We start from the raw sequence: 13,928 nt of genomic DNA, 5'->3' as shown, positions 1-13,928 counted from the left end.
GTTAAGATAACGCCCGTTTTATCCGCACGCTGCACGGACGGAGAGTCGAGGGACAGGATCATGACGGAGTTCACGCAGAAGGATGTCGAATTCATGCGGTTGGCGCTGGAGCAGGCCAGGTTGGCCCCTGCGCTCGGTGAAGTGCCGATCGCCGCGGTGTTGGTCCTGGACGGTCAGGTGGTGGCGCAGGTGCACAACTACCGGGAGGCGTGGCAGGACCCCACCGCGCACGCCGAAGTCGTGGCGATCCGTGAAGCCGCGACGCGGCTCGGGACATGGCGCTTGACCGGCGCCACGCTGTATGTGACCGTCGAACCCTGCTCGATGTGCGCCGGAGCGATCATTCAGTCGCGGGTCGCCCGACTGGTCTTCGGCGCGAAGGATCCCAAGGCCGGGGCCTGCGGATCGGTCTTCAACATTCCGGCCGAACGTCGTCTCAACCACCGAGTTCAGGTCATCGGAGGCGTGCTGGAACGGGAAAGCCAGGAACTGATGCAGAGTTTCTTCCGGCGGTTGCGCGACATCGGCGAGCGGGCCGGCCTTCCGGTTCGCTAGGAGCCTGTCCGACATTACCGTTCGTCGCGAGGCGAAGGAGGCGTGAGCAGATGCGCGGCCGCAGGACCCGAAAAACCGGAGGCGTATTCGCTGGAATACGTTGAGGTTTTTCGGGGCCGAGAACAAAGCAGATGCTCCTGCATCGTTCGCCATAGCAGAATGGGTAATGTCGCACAGGCTCCTAGACTGACGGTCTATCCTCCGGCGGCTTTCCTCCTCAAACTCACCTCATAGAATCCGGCCCTTCCGGTTCCGCCCACTGCCAGCACTGGAGCGGCGATTCCTCGCCTTCCGCTGTGACGGCGCCCACGTACCCCCCGTCCAACGGCAACAACCGAACGTGGCAACTCCGGGTTTCGACACCGGGCTTCTTGATCGTGACGCGCGCGGACGATTGCTCCGGAATCAGTTCGACCTCCAACCGATCGAGCGGAAAAGTCAGCCCGGTTCCCCAGGCCTTCAGGCAAGCCTCCCGACACACCCACAAGGTAAAGAACAACCGCCGCCGCTCTTCAGGAGAACGCTCGCGGAGCGCCGACGCTTCATGCGGCGCAAAGAACCGTTCGGCAAGTTTGAGCACGTCGACGTGCTCTCGAATGCGCTCGACATCGATTCCCACTTCCCTTCCCCAGGCAAAGGCATAGAGCACATGCTCGTGCGAGTGCGACAGGTTGAATCGCAGGTTGCGGGTCGGATTTCGGTCGGAAAGCAGCATGGGTTTGCCTTGCGGACCGGCGCCGAAGCTGAGCGTTCCGGGATCTTGCCCCAGATACCCGCCCAACAACGCTCTTAGAATTCCACGCACGGCAATGAGCTGGGCTCGCCGGTCAGCGGATATGAGCCGCTCCGCTCTGGCCCGTTCATCGGCCGACAAAAGCCGCCAAAAACGATCGTAGGTTTCCGGGGGACACGTCAGGGAGGCGCGCCATACATGAATCTCCCCCGGCTGCAACACCGGCACATCGGGAGGGACAAGCCAGGCTTCGGTCTGCACAGCGCCAGAAGTTCAGAAAATGGAGAAGGTCGGGCTATCGGTCCGCCGCGCACGGTTAGGCGCGCTTCGGATTGCTCCGCAGCCTACCGGAAGCACGGCCGGCCCGCCATTGGTCTTGCGGGTGCTCATCACGTTTCATGCGTTCATTCCGATTGCAAAAGTCTGACGCGCACGATAAGCTTCAGCCCCTACAGTCGTCTCTCCGGCCGCTCGGAACAATCGCCCGGCGGCCGGCTCAGCAAGCTCGGTGGAGAGGTGCGAGAGTGGCCGAATCGGGCGGTCTCGAAAACCGTTGTCCCGTAAGGGACCGTGGGTTCGAATCCCACCCTCTCCGCCAAACCGCACTTCGTGCGTACTGCGTGCTCTTTTAGGCTTTCTCGTCATTGACGCACGCGAACACGCACCTCACGCATTCTTCATATTTCATGACGCTCCTCGTACGGAGAGTCATGCAATCGTTCTCGGCGACCGGATAAAGACAGAATCGAGTCCGGCACCTTCCATCCTGCTCGACCCGGAGGCCTTACTGAGGCCTTACTACTATGGCCGACGGGATAGACAGCTTGATTTTGTGCATGACAGTCCGCTCCACAGGCTAGCCGCAAGTCAGACCGTCGGGTTTTTGCCCCGCAACGCCTTCCTCAATTCCAACATCGCCAAGGTATCCCGGGCGCAGTAGCGCAGCAAGGCGTCCCGCAGCCGCATCTTTTCCACCCAATCGGCCTCCTCAAAGATCATCCGCTCGTACACCCTGGCCGCCATGTGACCGTCTCGAACCTCCAAATCCTCGTAGCCCAGCGTCGATACGGCGGCGGGCAGAACGGCCTTGATCGAAAAAGACCCTTGGAACTCCGGATGATAGTAGTGTGCTTTGATGACCTCGAGCAGATCCCAGAGGCGGGCGATCACCCGTTCGATGTCCTGTCGCAACGCCGGAATCGCCTCCGCCAGCTGCTCCAACACCTGCCGCTCATAGCTGGAATACACGCAGATACTGCCCTCCCGTCCCAACGAGTCCAGGAGGGCGACAGCCAGTTCTTCGCGAGGGTCTTTCGATTCCACGCTGAGAAATTCATGATGCAGAATCTCGCCCGCTTGCGTCTCGATGTGATCGGACCACTGGATCGGGATTGCCTGATAGGGTCTCGTCCGAGGAAACTTCGGGACCACCGGCATGAACGTCTCGAAGTCCAGATGATGCACCGGATAACGCACGGTCGCGAGCGCCGTCTTGAGCCCAGGACTTATCCATTCCACGTTGTCCTTTACGCGACGCTGAATCGAAGAGAGCTTGAATTCGTCCGGAATATCGTCGATGGTTTGAATCCCTTCCTGCGCGAGTGTTTGAAACGTCCGTCCCCCGCCGGGCAAGTAAAAGATCCAGCGGGCGGGTTTGCTCTGTGTACAGTGCTGCCAGAACGGACATTCGTACGGCGCATGGCAGTGTCCGTCCGGCTCGATCGCCGGAGGAACCGATGAAGTCAACATGGTCCGCATCTCGGCCAACCTGGCGGGAATGGCGCTGAGCCGACTCTCGACCTGCTCCGTAAGATTCTGCACGAGAAACAATCGGGCAAGATCGACCTCGCCTCCTTCGTAGACATAGCGGGTGTTCACATGCATCAGACAGGCCTCAACCGGGCGGATGCCGGCTCCTCGCAAGACAAACGCCTGAATGGCCAGGTCGTCGACATGGACATCCTTTACCCTGGAAGAGGATTTGACTTCGATCAGCCGCCAGGCGCCGGGACGGGACGGGGCGCCGGCCAGCCGTTCCAGAATATCGACGCGGATCAGCACATCCTCGAACCGAAAGGCGCCCTCAAAAATCGCCGGAACGGCCGGATCGGTCAGCAATTCGTCGGTTCGCGACAGGGCTTCCGTCACGCGACGATGGTCCGCTTCAACCAGGACACCGCCCGGAAAACGGCGACGGGCCAGTTCGCCGATTTCAGCGCCTCTGTCAAGAATCGCCTGGGTCGATTCGTCCGGCTCGGTCGCCAGTTCAGGGGAGTGAACTTCCAGATACAGCCGCTTGTGGCACTGAAGACCGGAAAGAAACCGCGATTTGGACAAACGGAAAGATCCGGTCGCCGCTTGGGAAAGACGCTGAGGGAAGATCAACAATGTCGCTTCACCGACGGCCGCGTATCTCTTCCCGGCCCCCGGGTCAGTTCGATACGGGCCACCCCTTTCACATTGGCGCAGAGATCGCCCAGTCCCGGCACCACCAGGCGGAAGGGCCCCCCTTTCGACGCCGGCAGCGGAGCTCCATCAACCTCATACACGAGCACCCCGTGCTCGATCGCTTGCGCGAGCGTCAGGCTCGCGGCGAACTGCCCGTCCTGAGAATGGAACGTGACGTGGTCGGCGTCGACGGCCAGCGCCGGCACGTCGAGAAGACCCTTCACCCTGATCCCTTTCCCTTTCGTCCCCGGCAGCAGCGCGCTGAGATCGTGGATGTGATGCTCGGCCGGCAACGCCGCCAACGACGCCCGGTCCAGCATCACGGGTTGAAGGACGGCTCCATCGATCCGCAACACGTCCGGCCCGCTTCTCTCCTTTTCCGTAATGGTCTTGATCATCGCCGTCAACGCGTCGTTGAGGGGCGTGGGAATGCCCAGCTCCCGTCCTCGCCGCGCCACGTATCCGTTCAAATAATCGATCTCCGTCCGCCGACCGGCTTTCCAATCGTCGTACATGGAGGTATGAATGTCTCGAATCTCCTGTGTCCACTTCACCACCCGGTCCGCCATATCCGGGGCCAACGTCACCTTGCAGCCTGCCGAGACCGCAGCGACTTCTCCCACGATGTGACGGATCACGTCGAGCATTTCCGGATGTTCCAGCGCCTTGGCCACCCGATCGTTGATGATGACGGTCAACGGATTGAAGACGCAGTTCCAGCACATCTTTTCCCATTTGCTCCGCCGAATGTCGTCCACAATCTGGCAGGGAATCCCGGCTTGGGCGAACAGGTCCGCAATCCGAAGCACACGCTGGCTCCTGTGCCCCATGAGTTCCCCGATCGCCACGGCGCCCTTCTTGTAATGATCGATGACACCCGGCTCGGCGATTTTCGCATAGATGAAGGCGACCCCGCCGACGACGCAGTCCCGTTTCAGCCGTTCGATGATCCGATCCTCCGCATCGACTCCGTTCTGGAGAGTGAGGAAGACGGTTCGTTCCGTGACGACCGATTCGAGCTGACTCATCACCTCGTCCAGATCGTAGGCTTTCACAGAAAGGATCACGAAGTCGGGTCTCGGTAACGCTCGGGGATCGGACGCGGCCATGGGGGTGACCGTGAACGTCCCGGCGGCGCTCCGAATCGTCAGGCCGCGTTCCTTCACGGCCTGCAGCGTCCTGGGCCGCAGCAGAAAGGACACGTTCGGATTGGTCTTCGCCAGATGAGCGCCGAAAAATCCGCCGACTGCCCCGGCGCCCACCATCATGATCTGTTCCATGACCCCCTCCGCATCCGGCCGTCGGCGCTCACCTGTCGCGACGAGCAGGCGAGAAGCTCACCGAAAAACAGGCCTCAGGCTGAGCGCCGACCGCCCACGGCCACTATAGCACGTCCGTTTCGGTCCGAAAAAGTGACGTATAATGCCCGCATGTCGTCCCATGATTCGAAGATCCATGAAGCGAAAGCGCGTCTGGCTTCGGCCCGTTCAGTCACCGTGCTCACCGGCGCCGGTATCTCCGCGGACAGCGGCGTGCCCACTTTCCGCGGCGCCGACGGTCTCTGGAGGAACTTCAAGGCGGAAGACCTTGCCACGCCGGAAGCCTTCGCGCGCGACCCCCGCCTGGTCTGGGAGTGGTACAACTGGCGGCGGGAACTGATCGCGACCAAGCAGCCCAATCCCGCCCATTACACGTTGGCCGAGATGGAACAGCGGTTCCAGCAATTCTGGTTGATCACCCAAAATGTGGACGGCCTGCATCGTGCGGCGGGGTCCTGCAAGCTGTCCGAGCTCCACGGTAATATCTGGAGCGTTCGGTGCACCGAGTGCGGCGTCGTGTCGGAAAACCGGGACGTGCCCATTGCGATCCTCCCCTCCTGCGCCGCGTGCGGCGGTTTACTGCGCCCGCACATCGTGTGGTTCGGCGAAGCGCTGCCTGAAGGGCCCTTGCATCGAAGCTACGCCGCCGCACAGGCTTGCGACATCTTTCTGATCATCGGCACATCCGGTCTGGTCTACCCCGCCGCCATGTTCGGCCCCCTGGCCAAAGAGAGGGGCGCCTATGTCGTCGAGATCAATCGGGATCCGACGCCTTATGCGGACATGGTCGATGTCTCCATCCAGGGCCGGGCCGCCGAGATCGTTCCTCGCCTGCTCTAGCGCGCATTATTCATGAGCGCTTTTGGCTGCCTCTGCCCAGTGCTCTCGATCCTGCAATGGTCCGCGCCCGGCGATGCTCCGGTACCTGGACTTTCCGGCACACGTCCGCTATGGTAGCCGCATCCCGGGCTGACGGTGGTTGTGTTCATGCCCGCTCGCCCGCACCTCCGACACCATGCAGAGCATTCGCGTCGCCTCGCTGCAATACTTCATTCGCCCCGTGCAGACTTTCGAGCAGTTCCGCGATCAGGTCACGGCGCTGGTCGAAACGGCGGCGGACTACAAAGTTCATTTGCTCGTGTTTCCGGAGTACTTCACCGTTCAACTCCTCACGCTCGGCGACGTCAAGAAACCGATCCGTGAGCAGGTCCGCGATCTGGCCCGGCAGGCGCCGCGTTTTCTCGACTTGATGAAGGCGCTGGCCGTCGCGAATCGGATCTACATCGTCGCCGGGACGATTCCGGTCCTGGACGACGGCTCTGATCGGGTCTACAACGACAGCTTCATCTTCAGCCCGTCGGGAACCCACGGAGTCCAAGGTAAGCTCCACATGACCCGCTTCGAAAGAGACGAATGGAACGTATCGGCCCGGTCCACATTCCGCATCTTCGACACGGCGTTCGGACGATTGGCCATCACGATCTGTTACGACGTGGAATTCCCGGAAATCGCCCGCGCCGCCGGGCGCGAGGGCGCGCACATCCTGGTGGTGCCGAGCTGTACCGACGAGCGGCAGGGGTTTCTGCGCGTCCGATACTGCGCCCAGGCCCGCGCGATCGAGAACCAGATGTACGTGATCCAGTCGTGCACCGTGGGTTCTCTCCCGATGGTGCCGGCCGTGAGTCTGAACTACGGCCAGGCGTCGATCCTGACCCCGAGCGATTTCTCCTTCGCTCGAGACGGCATTCTCGCCGAAGGTCATCCTAATCAGGAAATGATGGTGATCGGCGACTTGAACCTGGAGACGATCCGGCAAAGTCGGTCGTTCGGCACGGTGCTGCCGCTCCTGGACAGCCACCACTCCCTTCAGATCGCCGATAAGCCGGAAGTGGTCCGATTGTGAGCCCGACGCCGGGACCCATCGCGGTCCGCACCACGCAGCCGGCCGACATTCCTCAGATCATCGAGTTGTCGAAGCTGGTCTACCCGTTGGGCCCTCCCTGGACCGCCGCGCAGTTGACCTCACACCTTCGCGTGTTTCCGGAAGGTCAACTGGTCGCCGTCGAAGCCGGAACGGACGAGGTCGTCGGCATGGCCGCGAGCCTGATCATCCTGTGGGACGACTATGACGTGCGGCAGTCCTGGCGGGATTTTACGGCCAACGGAATGTTCACGAATCACGATCCGGAGCGAGGGCGAACGCTCTACGGCGCGGAAGTCATGGTGCGGCCTTCCCTGCAACATCGCGGGATCGGAACCGCGCTCTATCATGCCAGACGCGACGTAGTGACCCGCCTGAAGCTGCTGCGCGTTCGAGCCGGCGCCCGTTTGCGGGGATACCACCGTTACGCCGACCGGATGAGCGCCGAAGACTATGTCCTTGCCGTTCTGCAAGGAGAACTTACCGATCCCACCCTCTCGTTCCAACTCAAAATGGGATTTCATGTCCTAGCGGTCGTTCCCGATTATCTCCCGAACGATCCCGAAAGCTTGGGACATGTCGCGGTGATTGAATGGATCAATGAGCGGGTGGCGAAGCCGGAAGATTATCTTGGGCGCGATCCGCGATTCCAACGAGACACCAGAACAGGATGACGCCGCGGGCGATTCGGGCGGCTTCGCTATCGCGAATCGGGAGCCGGCGACAAGCCGGGCAACAGGGTGGGAAGTTCATCGAGACCGGCGATCGTCAGCCGCCGCGCGTCGGTGCCGTCCGGCCGATCGCCTTCCGGCCTGTCTCGTTGGAGGTGGAACGCCCAAAGTCCGGCCGCCCTTGCTGCTTGAACATCCTCGGTCAGACTGTCACCGACATGCAGCGCTTCGCCCGGATCGGCCGCATGCTTGTCCAGCGCGACACGAAAAATTCTGGCCGACGGCTTGGCGGCGTGAGCAAGGCTCGAAATCGTCACCGTGTCGAACAGATCGGCGATCCGCAACCCTCTCAACACGTTGAACAGCCGCGAATCGAAATTGGATACAATCCCCAATTCGTACCCGCGTCCTTTCAATTCTTTGAGCACGCCGAGCGTCTCCGGGTAGAGCGTCCAACACTCCGGCCCATCGAAGGCCTGGAAGATTTCATCGAAATAGTCGTCGAATCCTTCGAACATCCCGACCCGGTAGAACACATTATGGACGATGTCGAACCACCACATCCGTTCGCATTGTTTGATTTCCGCAGGATCGGCGGCGGCGAACACCGGCGGCGGCGCTTCCTGAAACGCCCGCGCGAATGCGGCCTTTACGGCGGCCAGCGTCTCACCCGTCCGCTTCACTCCGTATTTCTCCGCGTACCGGAGATAGATCTCGGCGACCGAGCCCTTGACGCGGAACAGCGTCCCGGCCGCATCGAAAAAGACGACCTGAATCCGGCTCGTCACGGAGTCGACGTCCTCCGACTGAGATCCCGGGCGGAAATGAGATCCTGCACAACAGTCCTCATCGGCGGATTCTTGAAAGTAAAGCGGTACCGACGAGGCTGCGGTTAACCTAGATGAAAATACGGGCGTGGGCGACCTGCTGCTCGTCCGTAAGCCCGCCGGCCTTGTCTCGTATGCGCGGATTCTATTCAGCTCGCGAAGTCGAAGTCAAAACATCCCCATCTCTTCGCTTTCCTTGACAGAACCTAGACCCTCTGCTAGCTTTCACAATAGTTCAATGAAATTGGAGACTTACGTGGCCTCTCGCATTTTCATCGTGGACAGCAGCCCGGCTGTTCGGCGGATGGTCGAGCAAATCTCCGCCCCCGAGGGGTTCGAGGTCGTCGGGTTTCAAGACGGCCCGACCGCGCTCGAGGCGGCCAAGCGCCTGAGCCCGGATCTGATCATCGCAGACTATCATCTCGATAAGATGACATTCTCCGGGTTTTGCAAGGAACTGAATCAGCACGACAATCTGTCCGACACGTACATCGTCTCGTTGATCACCCTTTCAGACCGGCCGGACGAGAACCACTTGCGGTCCTTGGGCGTCAGGGCCTTCCTCAAGAAACCCTTCCAATCCGAGCACCTGCTGGAAGTGATCAAGAGTTTGCATCAAGACGGCAAGCAGACCAAGGCCGACGCCACAGGCTCGAAGCCCAAACGGAAGACATGGCCGCCTGAATCTCAGACCACCGACACCGACGAATCCGTCGAGCTGTCCGACCATTCTGCCAGCGAGCCTTCAGCCGAAGAACATGAGGCTTCTGTCACCGAACTGCCGGCTTCCCCTGTCGCCTCGACTCCGAATTCCTCGACGCCGCCAACGTCTCAGACAGAATCCCAAGGGCAGCCGGTAAGCATTGTGGAGGAGGCCATGCGCGACCTGCTCGCCCATCTGGTGCAATCCATGACCGAGCGCGCGGAGCGAAAAGCGGAGGAACTCCTGACAGGAATGCTCAGCCGGCAGGTCGAAGCCCAAGTATCACAAGCCGTCAAAGACGAAATCGAGAAACAACTCACTGTCGGCTTGCTGGCGGAACGGATCGCTCAAGTGGCTCGCGACGGCATTGCGGACGAGTTGCCGAAGGCCATGTCTCGACAGAATTCGGACCTCGAATCGATGCTCTCGAAGCACATCCGAGAATCGGCTGTCTCGGCCGTGCAGAACACGATCGAACACGCTGGGGGACAACTTGTCGAATCGGCCATCCGCAGACAATTGCCGGGCATTGTCCGCGAACAATTGGGGGCGATCGATGAGCTCGTGAAGGAAGCCGTACAGGAAGCGGCGGCGCGACACGCGCGCGACGCCGCGGAAGCCGTGGTAAGAGAAATCGCCGAGAAGAGCATCGCGCTGGCCGTTCGGCAGATCGTGCCGGATCTCGCGGAGAATCACGTCAAAGACGAGATCAAAAGACTGACAGCTTAATTTCAGCCTTCGTCCTCGTTCACAAATCTCTCAAGCCTTTTTCCCCTTTTTGCTGCGCCGCGCCTTCGCCAGGGCTTTCAACCGTTGAATGTTCTTACGATGCTTCCTTCTCGTTTTTCTGTCCTTCTCTCGTCCTCTCGCCATGATCTCAGCATCCCTCTCGGTTAAGGTGCGAACCTGTTCCAAAGCGGCGCATGTATAACACGGCGAGCCGTGCGCGGACAAGCGCGGCCGGTTCGATGACTCCCACAAATGCGCGCGCTGCGCCTTGTGAGGGCGGATCGGCCATGTTAAGATGACCGCTCATCTCCACCGCCTATGCAGGGTTTATGTCAGGCCATCAACTCGAGAAGACCTACGACCCGAAGCAGGTCGAAGAACGGTGGTATCAGGTCTGGATCAACCGGGGCTATTTTCACGCGACTGTGACCCATCCCGGCCAACCGTACTGCATCGTCATCCCTCCGCCCAATGTGACTGGATCGCTCCATGTCGGACATGCGTTGAACAATTCCCTGCAGGATATCCTGATCCGCTGGCGCCGCATGCAGGGGCGCAATGTGCTCTGGATGCCGGGCACCGACCATGCCGGCATCGCGACGCAGAACGTGGTGGAACGGCAACTGCTCGCCGAAGGCACCTCGCGCGAAGCCCTAGGACGGGAACGATTCCTCGAACGAGTCTGGGAATGGAAAGCGAAATCGGGCGACACCATCATCCGACAATTGAAGCGTCTCGGCGCTTCGTGCGACTGGGAGCGCCTGCGATTCACCATGGACGAAGGACTCTCCAAAGCGGTCCGCGAGGTTTTCGTCCGCCTCTACGAAGAGGGGCTTATCTACCGAGGGGAACGGTTGATCAACTGGTGTCCGCGCTGCCTCACCGCACTGTCGGACATCGAAGTCGAGCATGAAGAAATCAAAGGGAAGCTCTACTCCATCGAATACCCGCTCGCAGACGACCCGCACACGAAGCTGATGGTCGCCACCACCAGGCCGGAGACCATGCTGGGCGACACAGCGGTCGCCGTTCACCCGGAGGACGCACGCTACAACCGGTTGATCGGCAAGCAGGTGAAACTCCCGCTGACCAACCGCACGATCCCGATCGTCGGAGACCCGATTTTGGTCGATCGGGAGTTCGGCACGGGCGCGGTCAAGATCACGCCCGCCCATGACTTCAACGACTTCGAAGCCGGCGAGCGGCACAGGCTCCCGCGGCTTGCCATTCTGGACCATCATGCCAGGCTCGATCCGGTCGGCTTGAAGAACGCGGCGGTAGAAGCCTCCGTCATCGAACAGATCGAACGGCTTCCCGTCTCCAAGGCCAGGCCGAAGATCGAGCAGATCCTGCGAGACAGAGGAACACTCGTCAAGGTTGAAGACCACAAGATGGCGATCGGCAAGTGCTACCGGTGCAAGACGGTCATCGAGCCCTATCTGTCGCCGCAGTGGTTCGTCAAGATCAAGCCGCTCGCCGGGCCGGCGATCAAGGCGGTTGAAGACGGGCGGGTTCGCCTGATCCCGGAAGCCTGGGTCAACAACTATCTGGGCTGGATGCGGGACATCAAAGACTGGTGCATTTCGCGACAGATCTGGTGGGGTCACCAGATTCCGGCTTGGTATTGCATTCCTTGCGGCCGTGATGCTGGGACACTTTTCGAGACATCTCATATAGGTGGAGCCACTGCCGAAAGCGGAATGCTTTCCTCTGCATGGAAAACGTCTATAACGCTCACTCCAGAAGCAAAACCGATAGTGGCGAAGACTGCCCCAACGCACTGCCCGGACTGTGGCCAAAGCAACCCACAGGACTTTTATCGCGATCCCGACGTGCTGGACACCTGGTTTTCCTCGGCCCTCTGGCCCTTCTCGACCTTGGGTTGGCCGGAGCAGACCCCTGAGCTGAAGACTTTCTACCCCACGTCGACATTGGTGACGGGTCTCGACATCCTGTTCTTCTGGGTCGCCCGGATGATCATGATGGGGCTCAAGTTCATGGGTGACGTTCCTTTCCGCGACGTCTACATTCATGCGCTGGTCCGGGACGCCGAGGGTCAGAAGATGAGCAAGTCGAAGGGCAACGTCATCGATCCGCTCCACGTGATGGAACAGTACGGCACCGACGCGCTGCGCTTCACACTGGCCTCCATGGCCTCTCCCGGTCGCGACATCAAGTTGGCGGAAGAGCGGATCGAAGGCTATAGGAACTTCGCCAACAAGATCTGGAACGCGGCCCGGTTCATTCTCCTGAACTTCGAAGGCCCGCGGGAGCAAGTTCCCGCCGCGACGCGCTCGTTTCCCGACCGGTGGATCCTGAGTCGACTGAACTTCACCATCAGAAGCGTGAACCAGGAGCTGGAACAATATCGCTTCGACCGGGCCGCCAGCCGCTTGTATCACTTTATCTGGCACGAATACTGCGACTGGTATCTGGAGCTGATCAAGCCTGCCTTATCGGATCAAAACAGCCCCGAAGCCAACCGCTCCAGACACACGCTGGTTGAAACCTTCGAGACCGTCCAACGGCTGTTGCACCCGTTCATGCCGTTCATCACCGAGGAGATTTGGCAGGCGCTGCCTCATGAGGGCGAGAGCGTTGTGATTCAACCCTATCCCGACGAACGACCTGATTGGGACTCCAAGGACACGGAAAGCGCGTTCATCATCCTCGAACAGTGCGTGACGACCGCCCGAACCGCCAGAGTGCTGCTGAATTATCCGCCGGGAAAGCCGGTGGCCTTTTTCGCGTGGGGGGGCCATGAGCGTAACGGCAAGATTCTGGAAAATCTGCTAGGACATGTCGCGCACCTCGGTCGCGGGGCCGTGCAGGTTATTCCGGTCGACCGGTGGCCTTCGTCCAACTTGTTGAGACTTGCCGCGGAAGGCCTGACCGTCGGCATGGTTGTCGAAGGAGACGTCGACTTACAGAAGGCTCTGGCCCGCATCAGCAAGCAGAGAGCTGAGGGGGCCACGGAAGCCCAACGATTGGAAGCCAAGCTGAAGAGCGTCGATTTCACATCCAAGGCGCCTCCCGACGTCGTCGCCGAGCATCAGGAGCGCCTCAAGGTTCTGCAACGTGATCAAGCCATCCTGTTCAGCAGCGAAGAGCAGCTCCGTGCGATCATGGGGCGACGATCACCATGATCCCCATACCCTCCGCAGACATCCGTCAGGCCGTTCGCTCGGCACTTCGGGAAGACCTTGCGCTCGGCGACGCGACGACCGCGGCGCTCTTTTCCGGTCCCTGCCCGGCTCGGGGACTGATCGTGGCCCGACAGACTCTGGTCGCAGCCGGCATCGCCGCGGCCCACGAGGTCTTTCGCTCGCTCGATCCTTCGCTGAAGATCGTCCGTGCAGTGAAAGAGGGAACGAAGCTCGCAACAGGCGACGTCCTGCTGGCCATTGAAGGCGACGGCCGCTCGCTCTTGATGGGAGAACGGATCGCCCTTAACTTCCTGCAACACCTGTCCGGCATCGCGACCCTCACTGCGCGATTCTGCCGAGCCGTTCGAGGTTATCCGGTCAGGATCCTGGACACGAGAAAGACCGTGCCCGGATCACGCTCCCTGGAAAAGTGGGCGGTCCGGCTGGGCGGCGGGTCGAATCATCGCCATAGTCTTGGCGACGGCGTCTTGATCAAGGACAACCATCTCGCCCTCTTGAGAGCGCGGGGGCTGAACGTCGCAGACGCCTGCCGACTGGCCAGGGAGCGCTGCCCTCACGGCCTGCGGATCATCGTCGAGGCGGAATCCCTGGAGCAGATCCGCGAGGCGCTGGACGGAGGGGCCGATGTCATCCTGCTCGACAATATGGCCCCGGCGACCGTGCGCCGGGCCGTGGACACGATCAAAGGGCGCGCTCTGGTGGAGGTCTCGGGCGGCATCACGCTGGAAAATGTCCGGGAAATGGCCGAAGCCGGGGCGAATTTCATTTCGATCGGCGCGTTGACCCATTCGGCTCCGGCCGCCGATCTCAGCATGGATATTCTTCCGCTCGGAAACCGGCGCCGGACCGCGTAAC

11 protein-coding genes and 1 tRNA gene are annotated in these 13,928 nt (G+C 60.8%); 8 read left to right on the top strand and 4 right to left on the bottom strand.

Going from position 1 to position 13,928, the window contains the following annotated elements:
* The first annotated feature begins 60 nt into the window (after positions 1–60).
* Positions 61–555 (top strand): tRNA adenosine(34) deaminase TadA, encoded by a 495-nt coding sequence (tadA, locus tag AB1555_15915; protein MEW6248178.1) that lies wholly within the window; start codon positions 61–63, stop codon positions 553–555.
* Between the two features lie 223 nt (positions 556–778).
* Here tadA and AB1555_15910 read toward each other — a convergent pair whose 3' ends face one another.
* Positions 779–1,549: a 4'-phosphopantetheinyl transferase superfamily protein gene (locus tag AB1555_15910; protein ID MEW6248177.1), complete on the bottom strand. Its 771-nt coding sequence runs from the start codon at positions 1,547–1,549 to the stop codon at positions 779–781.
* Positions 1,550–1,798: 249 nt separating this feature from the next.
* Here AB1555_15910 and AB1555_15905 point away from each other — a divergent pair.
* Positions 1,799–1,886: transfer RNA gene (locus tag AB1555_15905), tRNA-Ser, on the top strand.
* A gap of 269 nt (positions 1,887–2,155) precedes the next feature.
* Here the strand turns inward: AB1555_15905 and AB1555_15900 are convergent.
* Together AB1555_15900 and AB1555_15895 are read right to left on the bottom strand one after the other, a co-directional pair.
* Positions 2,156–3,625, bottom strand: a complete 1,470-nt coding sequence (locus AB1555_15900; protein MEW6248176.1) for a DUF2779 domain-containing protein — start codon at positions 3,623–3,625, stop codon at positions 2,156–2,158.
* A 44-nt stretch (positions 3,626–3,669) separates the two neighbouring features.
* Positions 3,670–5,016 carry a 2-dehydropantoate 2-reductase gene (locus AB1555_15895; protein ID MEW6248175.1) on the bottom strand — a complete coding sequence of 449 codons (1,347 nt, stop codon included), beginning with the start codon at positions 5,014–5,016 and terminating at the stop codon, positions 3,670–3,672.
* A 150-nt stretch (positions 5,017–5,166) separates the two neighbouring features.
* Here AB1555_15895 and AB1555_15890 point away from each other — a divergent pair, with 150 nt between their 5' ends.
* The 3 genes from AB1555_15890 (at position 5,167) to AB1555_15880 (ending at position 7,650) form a co-directional block, all read left to right on the top strand.
* On the top strand, positions 5,167–5,895 hold the full coding sequence (locus tag AB1555_15890; GenBank protein ID MEW6248174.1) for an NAD-dependent deacylase: 729 nt from the start codon (positions 5,167–5,169) through the stop codon (positions 5,893–5,895).
* 175 nt (positions 5,896–6,070) lie between these two features.
* Positions 6,071–6,958 (top strand): carbon-nitrogen hydrolase family protein, encoded by an 888-nt coding sequence (locus tag AB1555_15885; GenBank protein ID MEW6248173.1) that lies wholly within the window; start codon positions 6,071–6,073, stop codon positions 6,956–6,958.
* The gene (locus AB1555_15880) at positions 6,955–7,650 is read left to right on the top strand and encodes a GNAT family N-acetyltransferase (protein ID MEW6248172.1); all 696 of its coding nucleotides are present in this window, start codon (positions 6,955–6,957) and stop codon (positions 7,648–7,650) included. Before AB1555_15885 ends, AB1555_15880 begins: the two co-directional genes overlap by 4 nt.
* Before the next feature lie 26 nt (positions 7,651–7,676).
* Here the strand turns inward: AB1555_15880 and AB1555_15875 are convergent, their stop codons facing one another.
* Positions 7,677–8,435 carry an HAD-IA family hydrolase gene (locus AB1555_15875; protein MEW6248171.1) on the bottom strand — a complete coding sequence of 253 codons (759 nt, stop codon included), beginning with the start codon at positions 8,433–8,435 and terminating at the stop codon, positions 7,677–7,679.
* 295 nt (positions 8,436–8,730) lie between these two features.
* On the opposite strand from AB1555_15875, the gene AB1555_15870 reads away from it, so the two are divergent.
* The 3 genes from AB1555_15870 (at position 8,731) to nadC (ending at position 13,927) form a co-directional block, all read left to right on the top strand.
* On the top strand, positions 8,731–9,906 hold the full coding sequence (locus AB1555_15870; GenBank protein MEW6248170.1) for a response regulator: 1,176 nt from the start codon (positions 8,731–8,733) through the stop codon (positions 9,904–9,906).
* Between the two features lie 329 nt (positions 9,907–10,235).
* Complete coding sequence (locus tag AB1555_15865; GenBank protein ID MEW6248169.1) at positions 10,236–13,052, top strand: valine--tRNA ligase; 2,817 nt, start codon at positions 10,236–10,238, stop codon at positions 13,050–13,052.
* Positions 13,049–13,927 (top strand): carboxylating nicotinate-nucleotide diphosphorylase, encoded by an 879-nt coding sequence (gene nadC / locus AB1555_15860; protein ID MEW6248168.1) that lies wholly within the window; start codon positions 13,049–13,051, stop codon positions 13,925–13,927. The genes AB1555_15865 and nadC overlap by 4 nt, the downstream gene beginning before the upstream one ends.
* Position 13,928: the final 1 nt, after the last annotated feature.

The sequence above is a fragment of the Nitrospirota bacterium genome, from assembly GCA_040755395.1.
Classification (GTDB): domain Bacteria; phylum Nitrospirota; class Nitrospiria; order Nitrospirales; family Nitrospiraceae; genus DATLZU01.
Note: the sequence above shows the minus strand (reverse complement) of the source record. Positions and strands in the feature narration are given on the sequence as shown.

Excerpts from the sequence above, each read along its gene's own strand:
- AB1555_15885 (MEW6248173.1), top strand. The coding sequence starts at position 6,071 with ATGCAGAGCATTCGCGTCGCCTCGCTGCAATACTTCATTCGCCCCGTG.
- nadC (MEW6248168.1), top strand. The coding sequence starts at position 13,049 with ATGATCCCCATACCCTCCGCAGACATCCGTCAGGCCGTTCGCTCGGCA.
- tadA (MEW6248178.1), top strand. The coding sequence starts at position 61 with ATGACGGAGTTCACGCAGAAGGATGTCGAATTCATGCGGTTGGCGCTG.
- AB1555_15895 (MEW6248175.1), bottom strand. The coding sequence starts at position 5,016 with ATGGAACAGATCATGATGGTGGGCGCCGGGGCAGTCGGCGGATTTTTC.
- AB1555_15890 (MEW6248174.1), top strand. The coding sequence starts at position 5,167 with ATGTCGTCCCATGATTCGAAGATCCATGAAGCGAAAGCGCGTCTGGCT.
- AB1555_15865 (MEW6248169.1), top strand. The coding sequence starts at position 10,236 with ATGTCAGGCCATCAACTCGAGAAGACCTACGACCCGAAGCAGGTCGAA.